Origin of the sequence: Phocaeicola massiliensis B84634 = Timone 84634 = DSM 17679 = JCM 13223, from assembly GCF_000382445.1 — a bacterium.
Taxonomy (GTDB): domain Bacteria; phylum Bacteroidota; class Bacteroidia; order Bacteroidales; family Bacteroidaceae; genus Phocaeicola; species Phocaeicola massiliensis.
The window spans coordinates 400,677-415,649 of the sequence record NZ_KB905474.1 but is presented as its reverse complement, the minus strand read 5'-3'; the positions used below and the strand labels follow the sequence as shown (position 1 = coordinate 415,649).

Annotated in this window: 13 protein-coding genes and 2 pseudogenes; 14 read left to right on the top strand and 1 reads right to left on the bottom strand. The window is 43.6% G+C overall.

Features of this window, described 5'->3' with window-relative positions:
- The first annotated feature begins 6 nt into the window (after positions 1-6).
- Positions 7-1,038: an alpha/beta hydrolase gene (locus tag HMPREF1534_RS01785; protein WP_005641952.1), complete on the top strand. Its 1,032-nt coding sequence runs from the start codon at positions 7-9 to the stop codon at positions 1,036-1,038.
- 42 nt (positions 1,039-1,080) lie between these two features.
- Positions 1,081-1,620, top strand: coding sequence for a flavodoxin (locus tag HMPREF1534_RS01790; protein WP_004295290.1), 540 nt, complete (start codon positions 1,081-1,083; stop codon positions 1,618-1,620).
- A gap of 68 nt (positions 1,621-1,688) precedes the next feature.
- Here HMPREF1534_RS01790 and HMPREF1534_RS20750 read toward each other — a convergent pair.
- Positions 1,689-2,711: pseudogene (locus HMPREF1534_RS20750) on the bottom strand (site-specific integrase); the annotation flags it as partial.
- A 1,379-nt stretch (positions 2,712-4,090) separates the two neighbouring features.
- Between HMPREF1534_RS20750 and HMPREF1534_RS0119360 the strand changes: the two are divergent.
- From HMPREF1534_RS0119360 to glgP, 12 genes and pseudogenes are all read left to right on the top strand, one after another.
- Positions 4,091-4,300 (top strand): hypothetical protein, encoded by a 210-nt coding sequence (locus tag HMPREF1534_RS0119360; protein WP_004295287.1) that lies wholly within the window; start codon positions 4,091-4,093, stop codon positions 4,298-4,300.
- 161 nt (positions 4,301-4,461) lie between these two features.
- Positions 4,462-4,914: a ferritin-like domain-containing protein gene (locus tag HMPREF1534_RS01800; RefSeq protein ID WP_005641945.1), complete on the top strand. Its 453-nt coding sequence runs from the start codon at positions 4,462-4,464 to the stop codon at positions 4,912-4,914.
- 102 nt (positions 4,915-5,016) lie between these two features.
- The gene (locus HMPREF1534_RS01805; protein ID WP_005650034.1) at positions 5,017-5,664 is read left to right on the top strand and encodes a MarC family protein; all 648 of its coding nucleotides are present in this window, start codon (positions 5,017-5,019) and stop codon (positions 5,662-5,664) included.
- Between the two features lie 50 nt (positions 5,665-5,714).
- Positions 5,715-6,197, top strand: coding sequence for a ferritin (locus HMPREF1534_RS01810; protein ID WP_004295284.1), 483 nt, complete (start codon positions 5,715-5,717; stop codon positions 6,195-6,197).
- A 28-nt stretch (positions 6,198-6,225) separates the two neighbouring features.
- Positions 6,226-7,275 carry a class I fructose-bisphosphate aldolase gene (locus HMPREF1534_RS01815; protein ID WP_004295283.1) on the top strand — a complete coding sequence of 350 codons (1,050 nt, stop codon included), beginning with the start codon at positions 6,226-6,228 and terminating at the stop codon, positions 7,273-7,275.
- A gap of 13 nt (positions 7,276-7,288) precedes the next feature.
- The gene (gpmA, locus tag HMPREF1534_RS01820) at positions 7,289-8,038 is read left to right on the top strand and encodes a 2,3-diphosphoglycerate-dependent phosphoglycerate mutase (protein WP_004295282.1); all 750 of its coding nucleotides are present in this window, start codon (positions 7,289-7,291) and stop codon (positions 8,036-8,038) included.
- A gap of 67 nt (positions 8,039-8,105) precedes the next feature.
- Positions 8,106-8,534, top strand: coding sequence for an Hsp20/alpha crystallin family protein (locus HMPREF1534_RS01825; RefSeq protein ID WP_004295281.1), 429 nt, complete (start codon positions 8,106-8,108; stop codon positions 8,532-8,534).
- A gap of 85 nt (positions 8,535-8,619) precedes the next feature.
- On the top strand, positions 8,620-9,075 hold the full coding sequence (locus HMPREF1534_RS01830; protein WP_005641942.1) for an RNA polymerase sigma factor: 456 nt from the start codon (positions 8,620-8,622) through the stop codon (positions 9,073-9,075).
- A pseudogene (locus tag HMPREF1534_RS21300) lies at positions 9,041-9,115 on the top strand (RNA polymerase sigma factor); the annotation flags it as partial. The gene HMPREF1534_RS01830 and the pseudogene HMPREF1534_RS21300, both read left to right, overlap by 35 nt.
- 25 nt (positions 9,116-9,140) lie before the next feature.
- Positions 9,141-10,124 carry a 6-phosphofructokinase gene (pfkA, locus tag HMPREF1534_RS01835; RefSeq protein WP_004295279.1) on the top strand — a complete coding sequence of 328 codons (984 nt, stop codon included), beginning with the start codon at positions 9,141-9,143 and terminating at the stop codon, positions 10,122-10,124.
- 13 nt (positions 10,125-10,137) lie between these two features.
- Complete coding sequence (locus HMPREF1534_RS01840) at positions 10,138-12,384, top strand: cation:proton antiporter domain-containing protein (protein ID WP_005944366.1); 2,247 nt, start codon at positions 10,138-10,140, stop codon at positions 12,382-12,384.
- A gap of 21 nt (positions 12,385-12,405) precedes the next feature.
- Positions 12,406-14,964, top strand: coding sequence for an alpha-glucan family phosphorylase (gene glgP / locus HMPREF1534_RS01845; RefSeq protein ID WP_004295277.1), 2,559 nt, complete (start codon positions 12,406-12,408; stop codon positions 14,962-14,964).
- Positions 14,965-14,973: the final 9 nt, after the last annotated feature.

The following is a 14,973-nucleotide window of genomic DNA, read 5'->3' as shown; positions in this document are numbered from 1 at the left end:
CCGTGTATGAAGAAACAGATATTTTACATGACGTTCATCGCTTTACTGTCGGGCTGTAATTGTTACAAAGGGAATATTCTGCAAATAGAGGAACAAGGCAGTTTTGCCGTAGGTGGCACCGTACTGACCGATTCATTGGGACACAAATACCACGGCGACCATGCTTATGTATTTTATCAGAAACCGGTTGATGCACGGAAATATCCGCTTGTTTTTGCACATGGTGTCGGCCAGTTTTCCAAAACATGGGAGACCACTCCTGACGGACGCGAAGGGTTTCAGAATATATTTCTTCGCAAAGGTTTCTCCACCTATCTTGTCGACCAGCCTCGCCGGGGAAATGCCGGACGGAGTACGGAAGCTGTCACACTGGAACCGGTATTCGATGAAGAAGAATGGTTCAACCGTTTCCGTGTGGGAATCTATCCTGATTATTTCGAGGGTGTACAGTTCAGTCGCGACCGGGAAGCCTTAAACCAGTACTTCCGGCAGATGACGCCGACCATCGGACCTTTGGACTTCGATGTCTATTCCGATGCCTATGCTGCTCTTTTTGACAAAATCGGTCCGGCCATATTTGTCACTCATTCACAAGGCGGTCCGGTGGGTTGGTTTACTTTGCTCAAAACGAAGAACATCAAAGCCATTGTAGCATACGAACCCGGTGGAAGTGTACCCTTCCCAACCGGTCAAGTTCCCGAAGAAGGCAAAGTCTTGACACGGTCTAAAAAAACAGAAGGAATAGAAGTCCCTATGGCAGTTTTCAAGAGATACATGGAAATTCCCATCATCATTTACTATGGGGATAACCTGCCCGAAACAGACGAACATCCGGAACTTTACGAATGGACACGCCGTCTGCATCTCATGCGCAAGTGGGCCGAAATGCTCAATAAGCTGGGCGGTGACGTGACGGTCATTCATCTGCCCGATGTCGGTCTGCATGGGAATACGCACTTCCCGATGTCGGATTTGAACAATGTGGAAGTAGCTGACCTGCTGTCGAAGTGGCTGTATGAGAAACAGCTGGACAGATAGAAATTAACAGAGGATAACCCCAAAACCTAAATAAAAATAGTTATGAAACTGAAGTGCTTATTGGCAATGCTGCTCTTAACCTTCCTTTCGTGCAGCAACACTCCGGCTGTTGAAGATAAGATAGATTCGTTGCCTCACTCAGAGCCGGGGAAAACATTGATAGTCTATTTCTCATGGAGCGGACATACGCAAACTGTAGCCAACATTATCCATGAACTTATTGGATGCGACATGGTGGAGATTGAACCGGAAGAACCCTATTCTGATGAATATAATGAAGTGGTTGACCGTTTCAAAAATGAAAGAGACAATCATATTCTTCCAGCTCTGCGTACAAAAGTAGAGAATATGGATGATTATGATACATTGATTATCGGTAGTCCTATTTGGGGTGGTCTTCTGTCTTCTCCTGTAAAAAGTTTCCTGTCCGGTTATGATTTGTCCGGGAAAAAGATACTCCCATTCTGTACACATGGAGGAAGCGGAACAGCACAAAGTGTGGATAATATCCGCAAACTATGTCCCCATGCTGAAATATTGCTGTTTATGGCAGTCAAACTGCAAACTCTCGGAATGAAGTGAAAAAATGGCTGTCAGAAGCCGGATTTTCTGTCGAATTAAATTACGCCCGTTTAATAGTTTTAATACTGAAATGAAATATCCTTTGTTATCCGCACTCTTTCATCCCCTTTTTCAGAGATTTGCAGATAGACCAGTAGTTGAGATTAGGGAATATGAGATTGTCTTCCTGACAGGGTCGGTAACGCTCGATAATCTGCAAAGGAGTATCCAACAGTTTCACTTGGAACGGCACTTTTGTCTTGTACCGTTTGGACAATATCCACTTCTCACCATTCACTTCTACGATGTTGCTATTGGTTAGTTCCTTGATGTCCACGAAAGAGAGGGCAGTGAAGCTGGCGAAAACAAAAATGTCACGAATATAGAACAGTTGGACATCCCCAACTCGTGCGTCATCAACGTTTTCAGTTCATCTTCCGTCAGGAACTCACGTTCCGTCACATTAGGGCTGATGTGGAATTGGGCAAACGTTTTTTTCGGTATTAGTCCGTTAAAGTGCACACACATGACAACGCCTTTCAGCCACATGCATTTTTCCCATATCGTCCCGTTGTGAAGTCCCGCTTTCGTTGATAGGTAGGCTGCAAACCCCTTGATGAAGTCGGGCTTAATCTCCAGCATGAACATATCCGTCCGTCTGTAAAAAGACTTGATGAACGCTGCCACATGGTTTCTTGCCACCACCCGTGAACGGTGGTTGCCATTACCCTGTCTTTTCCGACACGCTTCTTGAATACTTCGTTCTCACGTCCGGACGCTTTGAGCAGTGTCTCATACTCACTGCCGATACCCTGATAAGCATTGCTCACCATTTCAGCCGTCACGAACGCTTCACGGTCGAATATACGCAGGTAGTGCTTGATGATTTGAGCCTTGATGTTGTCAAGGGCAAGGTTGATATCACGTACTTCCGCACTCTTGCCTTTCGCCCTGTTCCCTTTCACGTCCCAAAGCGTTTTCGGGATACTCTACTTATAGCTGAACTGCGTCACAATCCCGTTAATCGTTACCCGTCCTATGATGCGGACAATATCGTTTTTCTCCTTGTTGCCGTTCACGTAGAACAGCACTTTGAATGTACTTCTTGCCATACTCGTTTTTTAAGTTTAAAATTAAGTATCAATGAGTTATGCCTTGTAAACCAACCGAAGCCATACGGAGAAAAATTCAGCACGGAGTATCAAAAACCACCTTTCACGGGGTAATGATTTAGCAACCTTTCTACTTCATAAATTTACTTTTTTTTGCGTTACCTCCTTTTATGCCTTTGTCCTCATTTGTCCTCACAAACGCTTTATTCATAGCCGTTTTAAAAACATTTCCGCCTTTCTATTCCTCTTTTCCACAGATTTTTAGTAAATTTATATCCGTCTAATTTTTAAGGTCCTATGTTCAGACTCAATCTAACCAAACATTGCATAAAGTGGTACTGTTTCATCCAAATGCAACTGATGGACACGTTCGTACATTATTTTGTGCTTGTATCGTTATATCTATTGCAGCTATTATCTGTAGTTCATTTGTATCCATGGCCCATTACAGACAGGCGTTATTCAGTATGACTTATTTTTCCTCCCTGGTGTTTTTTTGTGGAGTATGCATTGCGCATTTGCGGCACCGGTCAAATATCCGGATAGAGACATAAACCGTACACGATGGAAATATATTTTTTCATTCTATGGTTTGTGGACTCCGTGACCATTCTCCCTTATATGTTAACCTATATGTATTGGGATACGAATATTGTCCATGTCATTATCCTCCTTTACATTTTTATTATTGTCAAATAGATAAGATACTTACGGAAGAGTGGGTTATGACCTATATACCTGCGGTATCATGGTCTGTTTTTCTGCTATTCTGCTATACTATATAGAGCTTAATGTACAGCTTGAGGATTTCAAAACATTCGTGACGGGCTTTGGTGGGCAGTAATTCTAAGACTTTAAATAAAGAAAAATTAAGCCACCCCTTAAAAAAAAGAGATATTTCCTTTCAAAGAATTCATTTCTTTTATTACATTTGTATTAGTCTTTTGAAAATAGAAGATTTATAGTAAAGCGTTAAGGCATTATCCAAGTTCAGGAAATCCCCAATTTCGAAACAACAATTGGATAATACATTGGACGCTCCACGTTCTATCTATATAGATTTTTGTTATATATAGGCGTGGGGCTTTGTGTATTATATGTTGTTGAGTATGGGGATACTTCTGAACGGTAATACCAAAGTTCCCACGCTTAACTTTATATAAACACAACTCCAGGGAACAGGGTTGGCTTATAATAAACATTATGAAAGCAACTTGTTTTAAAAGCGAGACAACTGTCTCCAACGACTTTCCCCCTTTGTTTGTTACTGTCTTTTGTGGAATATTCTATCCTTTCATTTCCATTCCTGTCTCTTTCGGAACATACCGTTCATTATCATACAAATTACATGCCAAAGCACTTTTCTGCCTTCTCCTGCTATGGTACTAGATAATAGTAACTCCCCCTATCACATAGAGGAAGAACTTTGGTTACAGATACTTTCTCTGTCAAGAGAGTTGCAGGAGTGTAAAGCTAGTCTGCACCATAATACTTTGGACTGTATTTCCGATAAGATTGAAGGAATAGAAAGAGAACTGGATGTCTTATTGGATATTCTGCAAGGGAGGCAAGACAAAAAGACATCATAGTGCTATTTTTTATGACAATTTGTCTACGCCGATAAGTTATCCTATTATTTAAGCCTCGTTTAAGAATTCCGTTTTATGGGTTACCCACAATCGAATGGAATTTTTATATACTGAGAATAACACATGATATTAGTAATGGATTTTCAATATTCAGAGTGATAATGGATAAACGAATAGAAAACGCCATGAATGAGTTGATCAATACAGAAATATGGTCAACCGGTTTATACCTGTCATTGCAGGTTTATTTTGAAGATGAACGGCTTCCAATACTTAGCTCCTGGCTGAACTCCCAAGCACAGGACAATATGAACAAGGTTTATCAGATGATGAATCGGATATGCCATGATGGAGGATGTGTTGTAATCAATGAAATGAAACGGGATACACATGAATGGACAACGCCATTGAATGCCTTGAATGAATTGCTTGAACATGAGCAGTACATATCACGTCAGGTAAACACATTTCTCATATTATGCTGGAATGTAAGCATGTCCTTCCATTCTTTCATCAGCGGGCTGTATGCAGACCGTATATATGTAAGTACGGCATTTATGGAATTGTTACGTATCCTCGCCAAGGAAAACGAACGGAAACTACCTTATTTTTGACGGTATGGATTTAAGATTGATGTTATGCAAAATTTAATATTGCAGAATGCTATCTGGTATGTTTTTTGCGATATAATAATCGATAATAAACTATATGTCATCATGGATATATTTGTATATTTAACATTGTGTTTCACTTCGCTATTCACCTTGATGGACCCTCTTGGAGTGATGCCGGTATTCCTGCAAATGACTGATGGAATGGATACGAAAGAACGCAGATATATCGCCTTGAAAGCATGTACCATTGCATTTATCATATTAGTCCTTTTTACATTATCGGGCAGGTTTCTGTTTCATTTTTTCGGCATCTCAACAAACGGATTCCGGATTGTGGGAGGTATCATCATCTTTAAAATCGGATATGATATGTTGCAGGCACATTTTACCCATGTGAAACTGAATGAAACTGAACGAAAAGAATATTCCAAAGATATAACCATCACACCTCTTGCCATTCCGATGTTATGCGGTCCGGGAGCGATTTCCAGTGGAATAACATTGATGGAAGATGCTTCGGAATATACTTTCAAAATAGTATTGCTTGGCGTAATCGCTTTGGTCTGCATTCTTTCCTTCTTTATTCTGTGCGCGTCCACCCAGCTTTTAAAAATCTTGGGAGAGACGGGAAACAATGTGATGATGAGACTGATGGGACTTATTCTAATGGTGATCGCCGTGGAATGTTTTATCAGCGGGATACGTCCGGTATTAATTGAAATCTTGAAACAAGCCCATGCTTGTTCTTAAAGAAGAGAGATAATTTGGATTTATTATTAACATTAAAAGTTTGATTCATCATGACTGAAAAATTGCAAAATGCTCTGAATGAGCAAATCACAGCAGAATTATGGTCTGCCAACCTGTATTTATCAATGTCTTTTTATCTGGAAAGAGAGGGCTTTTCCGGAATGGCTCGCTGGATGCAGAAACAGTCTGCAGAAGAGACCGGGCATGCATATGCCATTGCCGGGTACATGATTAAGCGTGAGGCAACCCCGAAAGTAGACAAGGTCGATGTGGTTCCACAAGGTTGGGGCAACCCTGTTGAAGTATTCGAGCATGCTTTGGAGCATGAAAAACATGTTTCCAAACTGATTGATGAGTTGGTACAGGTAGCATCCGAAGAGAAAGACAATGCCACTCAGGACTTCTTGTGGCAATTTGTTCGTGAGCAAGTAGAAGATGAAGCGAATGTACTCAATATTGTTAGTCATCTGAGGAAAGCCGGAGACTGTGCTATCCTTTTTATGGATGCAAAACTGGGTGAACGGGAGTCATAAACCAGAATAATCAATAAAAATAAATAAAATGAAAATAGTAGATTTATTGGGAGGAAAGGCTGAGTACTACCTGAACCATACATGTAAGACGATAGACAAACAACTTATCCATATTCCGGGACCGGATATGATAGATAAGGTATGGATGAATTCCGACAGGAATATCCGTACATTGGAAAGTTTGCAGGCTTTATACGGACATGGACGTCTGGCCAATACGGGCTATGTATCCATTCTGCCTGTAGACCAGGGCATAGAACATTCTGCAGGAGCGTCTTTCGCCCCCAATCCGCTTTATTTCGATCCCGAAAACATCATAAAGCTGGCCATTGAAGGAGGGTGTAATGCCGTGGCATCCACATTCGGTGTGTTGGGCGCCGTGGCACGCAAATATGCACACAAGATACCTTTTATCGTCAAGCTGAACCATAATGAGTTGCTGACTTATCCGAACAGCTACGACCAGGTAATGTTCGGTACGGTGAAAGAGGCATGGAACATGGGAGCCGTAGCTGTCGGTGCTACCATTTATTTCGGTTCGGAACAAAGCCGCCGCCAGATAGTGGAAGTGTCACAGGCTTTTGAATATGCCCACGAACTGGGAATGGCTACTATTCTGTGGTGCTATTTGAGAAACAGCAGCTTCAAAAAGGATGGTACCGACTATCATGCCGCTGCCGACTTGACAGGACAAGCCAACCATATCGGGGTTACCATTAAAGCCGATATCGTGAAGCAGAAGCTCCCATCCAATAACGGCGGTTTCAAGGCTATCGGATTCGGAAAGACAAACGAGTGTATGTATTCGGAACTGACCACTGACCATCCGATAGACCTTTGCCGTTATCAGGTGGCGAATGGCTATATGGGACGTGTCGGATTGATTAACTCGGGCGGTGAATCCCATGGGGAATCCGACCTGCATGATGCTGTCGTAACGGCAGTAGTAAATAAGCGTGCAGGTGGTATGGGGCTGATCAGCGGTCGTAAGGCTTTCCAGAAACCGATGAAAGACGGAATTCAACTTCTGAACACCATTCAGGACGTATATCTGGATTCTTCAATAACCATTGCATAAAGAAGAAGTATCCATGAAAAGAATAGTGTTATTACGTCATGGCGAAAGTCTATGGAACAAAGAAAACCGTTTTACTGGATGGACGGACGTGGATTTAAGCGAGAAAGGAGTTGAAGAAGCCTGCAAGGCAGGCGATGCATTACGGGAGGCTGGATTTTCTTTTGAGGCAGCTTACACTTCTTACTTGAAACGTGCCGTAAAAACGTTGAACTGTGTCTTGGACCGGCTGGATAAAGACTGGATTCCGGTTGAAAAGACCTGGCGGCTGAACGAGAAGCATTACGGCATGCTTCAGGGACTGAATAAGAGTGAAACAGCGGTCCAATATGGTGAAGAACAAGTACACATCTGGCGAAGAAGCTATGACGTGGCTCCCGCTCCGGTAGGCAAAGATGATCCCCGTAATCCGGGCATGGATATCCGCTATGCCGGTGTACCAGATAGCGAACTTCCCCGTACGGAATCCCTGAAAGATACTATTGGGCGTGTCATGCCTTACTGGAAATGCATCATCTTTCCCGCATTGATGTATAAGGACAGCCTGCTGGTAGTCGCCCATGGTAACAGCCTGCGCGGAATCATCAAGCATCTCAAAGGAATTTCCGATACGGATATTTCCAACCTGAACCTGCCTACGGCAGTTCCTTATGTCTTTGAATTTGACGACAGGCTGGTTCTTGTCAAGGACTACTACCTTGGAAACCCGGAAGAGATACGGAAACGGGCAGAAGCTGTGGCCAAACAAGGGATGGCTAAAAAATAAAAATCTGTCTATCAAGCAGATGCTTTTTTTTAAGTTTTAATTATTAACTTTTAAAGAGGAGGTAAAAATGGTACCTGTAAAAACAAACCAGAATTGGTTACCGAGTATTTTTAACGATTTCTTTGACAATGAATGGATGGCAAGAGCAAACGCTACGGCTCCAGCCATCAATGTGATTGAGAATGAAAAGGACTACAAGGTAGAACTGGCAGCTCCGGGAATGACCAAGAATGATTTTAAGGTAAGTGTGGATGAAAGCAACAATCTGGTAATCTGCATGGAAAAAAAGGACGAGAAAAAGGAGGAGAAGAAAGACGGAAAATACTTGCGCCGTGAATTCTCCTATTCCCGATTCCAGCAGAGTATCCTGCTGCCGGATAATGTGGAAAAAGATAAAATTTCGGCCAAAGTGGAACACGGGGTCCTGTTTATCGATATTCCCAAAGTCGTAGATAAGAAGGTTCAGGAAACCACCAAAACTATTGATGTCAAATAAGATATCTTGATGAGACTCTACAGAAGGCATTTCTTATTATCAGGGAATGCCTTCACCCGGATATTTGAATTCCAAAATAAATATAATGAGAGGATTTGATTTCGATAAAGCGCTGGTAGCCCTTCAGAATGAACTGCATTGTTTTGCATATAAACTGACTGCTGACAAGGATGAAGCAGAAAACTTGTTGCAGGAAACAATGTTGAGGACGTTGGATAATAAGGATAAGTTTGATTCCGGTACGAATTTTAAAGGCTGGATGTATACCATCATGCGCAATGCATTTATCAATAATTGCCGGACAAAGAAAATACGAGGGAATTTATATGTATTATCAGAACCTGAATATCATTTCCTGTTAAGGGACGACTCTTTCATTTTCGTGGATAACGGGCATGATGCAAAAGAGATAAGGGAAGCCCTTAAAACATTGCCTAAAGCACATTATGTCGTTTTTATGTTGTACCGGAGTCAAATATCGGGAAATAGCCGCAAAGATAGGAGTGTCACTGAGTACGATAAAAAGCCGTATCTTTTATAGCAGAAAAAGGCTAAAACAGTTGCTTTCTAATTTTGCCTGATTAATTAAAATATAAAAAACAAATTATGGATAACAAGTATATTGGAATTCTGACTTCCGGAGGGGATGCTTCAGGAATGAACGCGGCTATCCGTGCCGTGACCCGCGCCGCCATTTTTAACGGATTTAAAGTGAAAGGAATTTATAGAGGTTACGAGGGGCTGATTGCCGGTGAAGTGAAAGAACTCACGACGGAAGATGTAAGTAGCATTATCCAGAGGGGAGGCACCATACTGAAAACAGCTCGCTCCGAGACTTTCACCACTCCCGAAGGACGCAAGAAAGCTTATAAGGTCATACAGAAAGAGAACATCAATGCTTTGATAATTATCGGTGGAGACGGTTCCCTGACGGGAGCCCGTATCTTTGCGGAGGAGTATGATGTGACGTGCATAGGATTGCCCGGCACCATTGACAATGACCTATATGGTACCGATTTTACCATAGGATATGATACGGCATTGAACACCATTGTGGAATGCGTGGATAAAATCAGGGACACGGCAACCTCCCATGACCGTATCTTCTTTGTCGAAGTGATGGGGCGTGATGCGGGCTTCCTGGCACAAAACAGCGCAATAGCTTCCGGTGCTGAAGCGGCCATCATCCCGGAGGACAGGACGGACGTGGACCAGTTGGAAACATTCATCGGGCGCGGATTCAGAAAGACGAAAAACAGCAGCATCGTAATTGTGACCGAAAGTCCTGAAAACAAGAATGGAGGTGCCATATATTACGCCGACCGGGTAAAGAAGGAATATCCCGGGTATGATGTCAGGGTTTCTATCCTGGGCCATCTGCAACGGGGTGGTGCTCCGAGTGCCAATGACCGTATACTGGCAAGCCGGCTGGGTGAAGCCGCAATCCAGGCCTTAATGGAAGGCCAGCGAAATGTTATGATAGGCATACGGAACAACGAGATTGTTTATGTTCCTTTTGTCCAGGCAATCAAAAAGGACAAGCCTATTGACAAAAGCCTGATCCGGGTCCTTAACGAATTATCGATCTAAAATAACCGTTAATATGTCAGAAGTTGCTCCTTTAATATCGGATCTTGCCATAATTCTGATTATTGCCGGTATTGTAACCGTCATTTTCAAGTGGCTGAAGCAACCGGTCATATTGGGCTACATTGTAGCCGGTATTATGGCGGGTCCTTCCGTTTCTCTGGTCCCGACTGTTTCCGATCCTGCCAATATCAAAATATGGGCGGACATCGGTGTCATTTTTCTGCTGTTCGCGATGGGACTGGACTTTTCGTTCAAGAAATTGATAAATGTGGGCATTACGGCTATCGTTGCCACTGTCACTATTGTATGTGGCATGATGTTCATAGGTTATACAGCGGGGAATGCAATGGGGTTCTCCCACATGAGCAGTATTTTTCTGGGTGGAATGTTGTCCATGTCGTCCACGGCCATCGTATTCAAGGCCTTCAATGACATGGGACTTCTCCAACAGAAATTCACTGGCATTGTCTTGGGGATTCTTGTTATCGAAGATCTGGTGGCTGTAGTGATGATGGTTGTTCTTTCCACGTTGGCGGTAGGCAAACATTTTGAAGGGAAGGAGATGCTGGAAAGTATATTGAAGCTGGCCGCTTTCCTGATTTTCTGGTCGGCATTGGGTATCTATCTGATACCTACCCTGCTGAAGAAGATACGCCGTTTCACCAGCAACGAGATTTTATTGATAACCTCTCTGGGACTTTGCCTGGGAATGGTGATGATTGCGACAAAAGCGGGATTTTCTGCCGCATTGGGAGCCTTTGTCATGGGGTCCCTGCTGGCAGAGACCGTTGAAGCGGAAAAAATCGTACATATCGTACAGCCGGTAAAAGACCTGTTCGCTTCCATATTTTTCGTGTCGGTAGGAATGATGATCGATCCTGCCATGATGTGGGAATATGCCGTCCCTATTTTCATCCTGACATTGCTGGTACTGTCCGGTCAGGTACTGTTCGGGAGCTTTGGTGTCTTGCTTTCCGGCCAGCCGTTGAAAATTGCCATACAGTCCGGCTTTTCACTGACACAGGTCGGTGAATTCGCATTCATCATCGCATCTTTAGGCGTCAGTCTGAATGTTACGGACAAGTATCTCTATCCGGTCATAGTGGCAGTATCTGTCATAACGACTTTTCTTACCCCCTATATGATACGGCTTTCGGAACCAGCATACCGGTTTATAGACATCCACATGCCTGAATCCCTGAAAGATTATCTCGTACACTATACGTCCGGGGCAATGACTGTAAAACACCAGGGTACTTGGCATAAACTGATCCGGTCTATGCTGGTGTCTGTCACACTCTATCTGGTCGTATGCGTTTTTTTCATCACTTTATATTTTTCCTATGTGCATCCTTTGATTAGGAAAAGTCTGCCGGGAATGGAAGGGAACTTGTTGGGCTTCATCATCATCTTTCTTGTCATATCCCCGTTTCTATGGGCCATCATCATGAAAAGGAACAATTCAACCGAGTTCCGTAAACTCTGGACGGACAACAAGTTCAACAGAGGGCCTTTGGTATCAATAGTACTTGTCAAAATACTGATCTGCACGATTATCATGATGAGTATCATTACCCATCTTTTCAATGTTGCCTTGGGAGCCGGGTTGGTAGTCTCTTCCATTATCATTGCCGTCATTTATTTTTCCAAGCGGATCAAGAAACGGTCGCTGACTATAGAGAGACAATTTATGGCAAACTTTCAGGGGACGGACGGGAATGGACTTTCTACAGAAAGTGATACAGGCTCCACCCTTGGCAGCAATATCCCGTTCAAGGAATTACATTTGGCGGATTTCACAGTATCCCCTGATTCCATATATGTGGGCAGAACATTAAAAGAAAGCAGCTTGCGCACCTTGTTTCAGATAAATGTGATTTCAATCACCCGTGGAGAAAAACGCCTGGATATACCACAAGGGGAAGAACATCTCTATCCATATGACAAGGTTACGGTCGTAGGTACGGACCGACAGTTGGAAAGCTTCCGGACATCCATGGAGCAAAAGAAGGTAGAAAGGAACGGGAACGGAACATCCTCGCAGGATGAGATGGAAATAGGGCAATTTCCTGTCGAAGGAGGTTCACCATTGATCGGAAAGACGATCCGGGAGGCAGACATATCGGATAGCATCATTATCGGAATAGAGAGGAGTACCGTGAATATTATGAATCCAGACCCTGATACAATTTTCAAGGAGAATGATACGGTATGGATTGTCGGTAAACGAAAAATAATAAAAGGACTGAATAAAGATTAGGACTTATTTAATTAAAATGTCATGGAATATTCAAGTTATAATGTAAATACCCCTCAGTGGAGGGAGATTACAGTAGGTTCACATCTTCCTGCAGAACTGCGAAAACTTGCAGAAATCGCACATAATCTCTGGTGGACATGGAATGATGACGCAAAGAAACTGTATTGTGATTTGGATTCGGAACTTTGGAAAGAGGTGGAACAGAATCCGGTATTGTTTCTGGAGCGGATAAATTATGAGAAGCTTGTAGCGCTGGCACATGATGAGAACTTTGTCTATAAAATGGATGCCGTCTATTCCGCCTTCAAAAAATACGTAGATGTGGAACCGGATCACCAGCGCCCGTCAATAGCTTATTTCAGCATGGAATACGGCTTGGATGAAGTCCTTAAGATATATTCCGGCGGTTTGGGAATGTTGGCGGGGGATTACCTGAAAGAGGCGTCGGACAGCAATGTGGACCTTTGTGCCATAGGACTTTTGTACCGTTACGGTTATTTTGACCAGTCGCTTTCCATGGACGGCCAGCAGACAGTCAATTATAAAGCGCAGAATTTCGGGCAGCTCCCGATTGAAAAGGTAATGCAACCGGATGGGAAACAACTGGTAATCCACGTCCCCTATGCCGACAGTTTTGTGGTACATGCCAATGTCTGGAAAGCCAGTGTGGGGCGTATTCCCCTTTATCTGCTGGATACGGACAATGAACTCAACAGCGAGTTTGACCGCCCTATCACTCACCATCTGTATGGAGGCGACTGGGAGAATCGGCTAAAACAGGAAATACTGCTTGGCATAGGCGGGATGATAACGCTGAGAGCTTTAGGTATAACGAAAGATGTATATCACTGTAATGAGGGGCATGCCGCACTGATCAATATCCAGCGGCTTTGTGATTACATAAATGGCGGCTTGAATTTCGGGCAGGCCATGGAGCTGGTACGTGCTTCCTCACTTTATACCGTACATACTCCCGTACCCGCTGGTCATGATTATTTTGACGAAGGGCTTTTCAATAAATATATGAAGGGATATCCTGGCAAGTTGGGTATAACCTGGGATAACCTGATGGATCTCGGGCGTCACAATCCGGGAGACAAGGAGGAACGTTTCTGCATGTCTGTCTTCGCCTGCAAGACCTGCCAGGAGGTAAACGGTGTCAGCAAGTTGCATAAATCGGTATCCCAGCAAATGTTTGCGCCGATCTGGAAGGGATACTTCCCGGAAGAGAACCATGTGGGTTATGTAACCAACGGGGTACATCTGCCTACCTGGTGTGCGGCAGAATGGAAAAAGCTTTTCAAGGACAATTTTGATGAGAATTTTTTCTGCGACCAGTCCAATCAGAAAATCTGGGAGGCCGTCTATGGCATCCCGGATGAAGAGATATGGAATACCCGGTTAAAACAGAAAGCAAAATTGCTGGACTATATCAAAAGCAAATGCAGCAAGGACTGGCTCAGGAGTCAGATTGATCCGGCATTGAGCGTTTCCATTTTTGAGAGATTCAATCCCGATGCTCTTCTAATAGGCTTCGGACGCCGTTTTGCTACATATAAGAGGGCTCATCTTCTGTTCACGGATATAGACCGACTTGCCAGGATTGTGAATAATCCGAAATATCCGGTACAGTTCATCTTTGCAGGCAAAGCCCATCCCAATGACGGTGCCGGGCAGGGGCTGATCAAGCAAATCGTGGAAATATCCCGGCGTCCGGAATTTTTAGGTAAAATCATATTCTTGGAGAATTACGACATGGACCTGGCACGCCATCTTATCTCGGGGGTGGATATTTGGATGAACACCCCTACGCGGTTGGCAGAAGCTTCGGGTACGTCGGGCGAGAAGGCATTGATGAACGGTGTGCTTAATTTCTCCGTGCTGGACGGTTGGTGGTATGAAGGATACCGTAAGGATGCTGGATGGGCACTGACTGATAAAAGGACTTATCAGAATGAACAGTACCAAAACCAGCTGGATGCCGAAGCCATCTATTATTTGTTGGAGCATGACATCCTGCCACTGTATTACGAGCATGGGGGGAAGAACTATTCGGAAGACTGGGTCAAGTATATCAAGAACTCAATCGCACAAATCGCTCCCCATTTTACCATGAAAAGACAGTTGGACGACTACTATGACAGGTTCTATAACAAACTGTCAGAGCATTTCCACATTCTGGCAGCCGACAACTTTGCGAAGGCGAAAATGATGGCTGACTGGAAAGCAAACGTCCGAAGCAGATGGGATGCCATAGAAATCAAATCCATAGAGGCAGGGAATGGGCTGAATGCCACGGTTGAAGCCGGAAAGGAATATGAGGTGACGGTTGTCGTTGATGAGAAAGGCCTGGATGACGCAATCGGAATAGAATCGGTCATTATCAGGCGTGAAGACGGTCAGGATCACATATATGAGGTTATTCCCCTTTTGCCGGTTTCCAAGAATGGGAATTTATATACCTTTAAGGCGACATCCGGCATTTTCAACGCTGGAAGCTTCAAGCAGGCCTTCCGTATGTATCCCAAGAATGCTTTGTTACCTCACCGACAAGATTTCTGTTATGTACGATGGTTTTAATGAACAGTA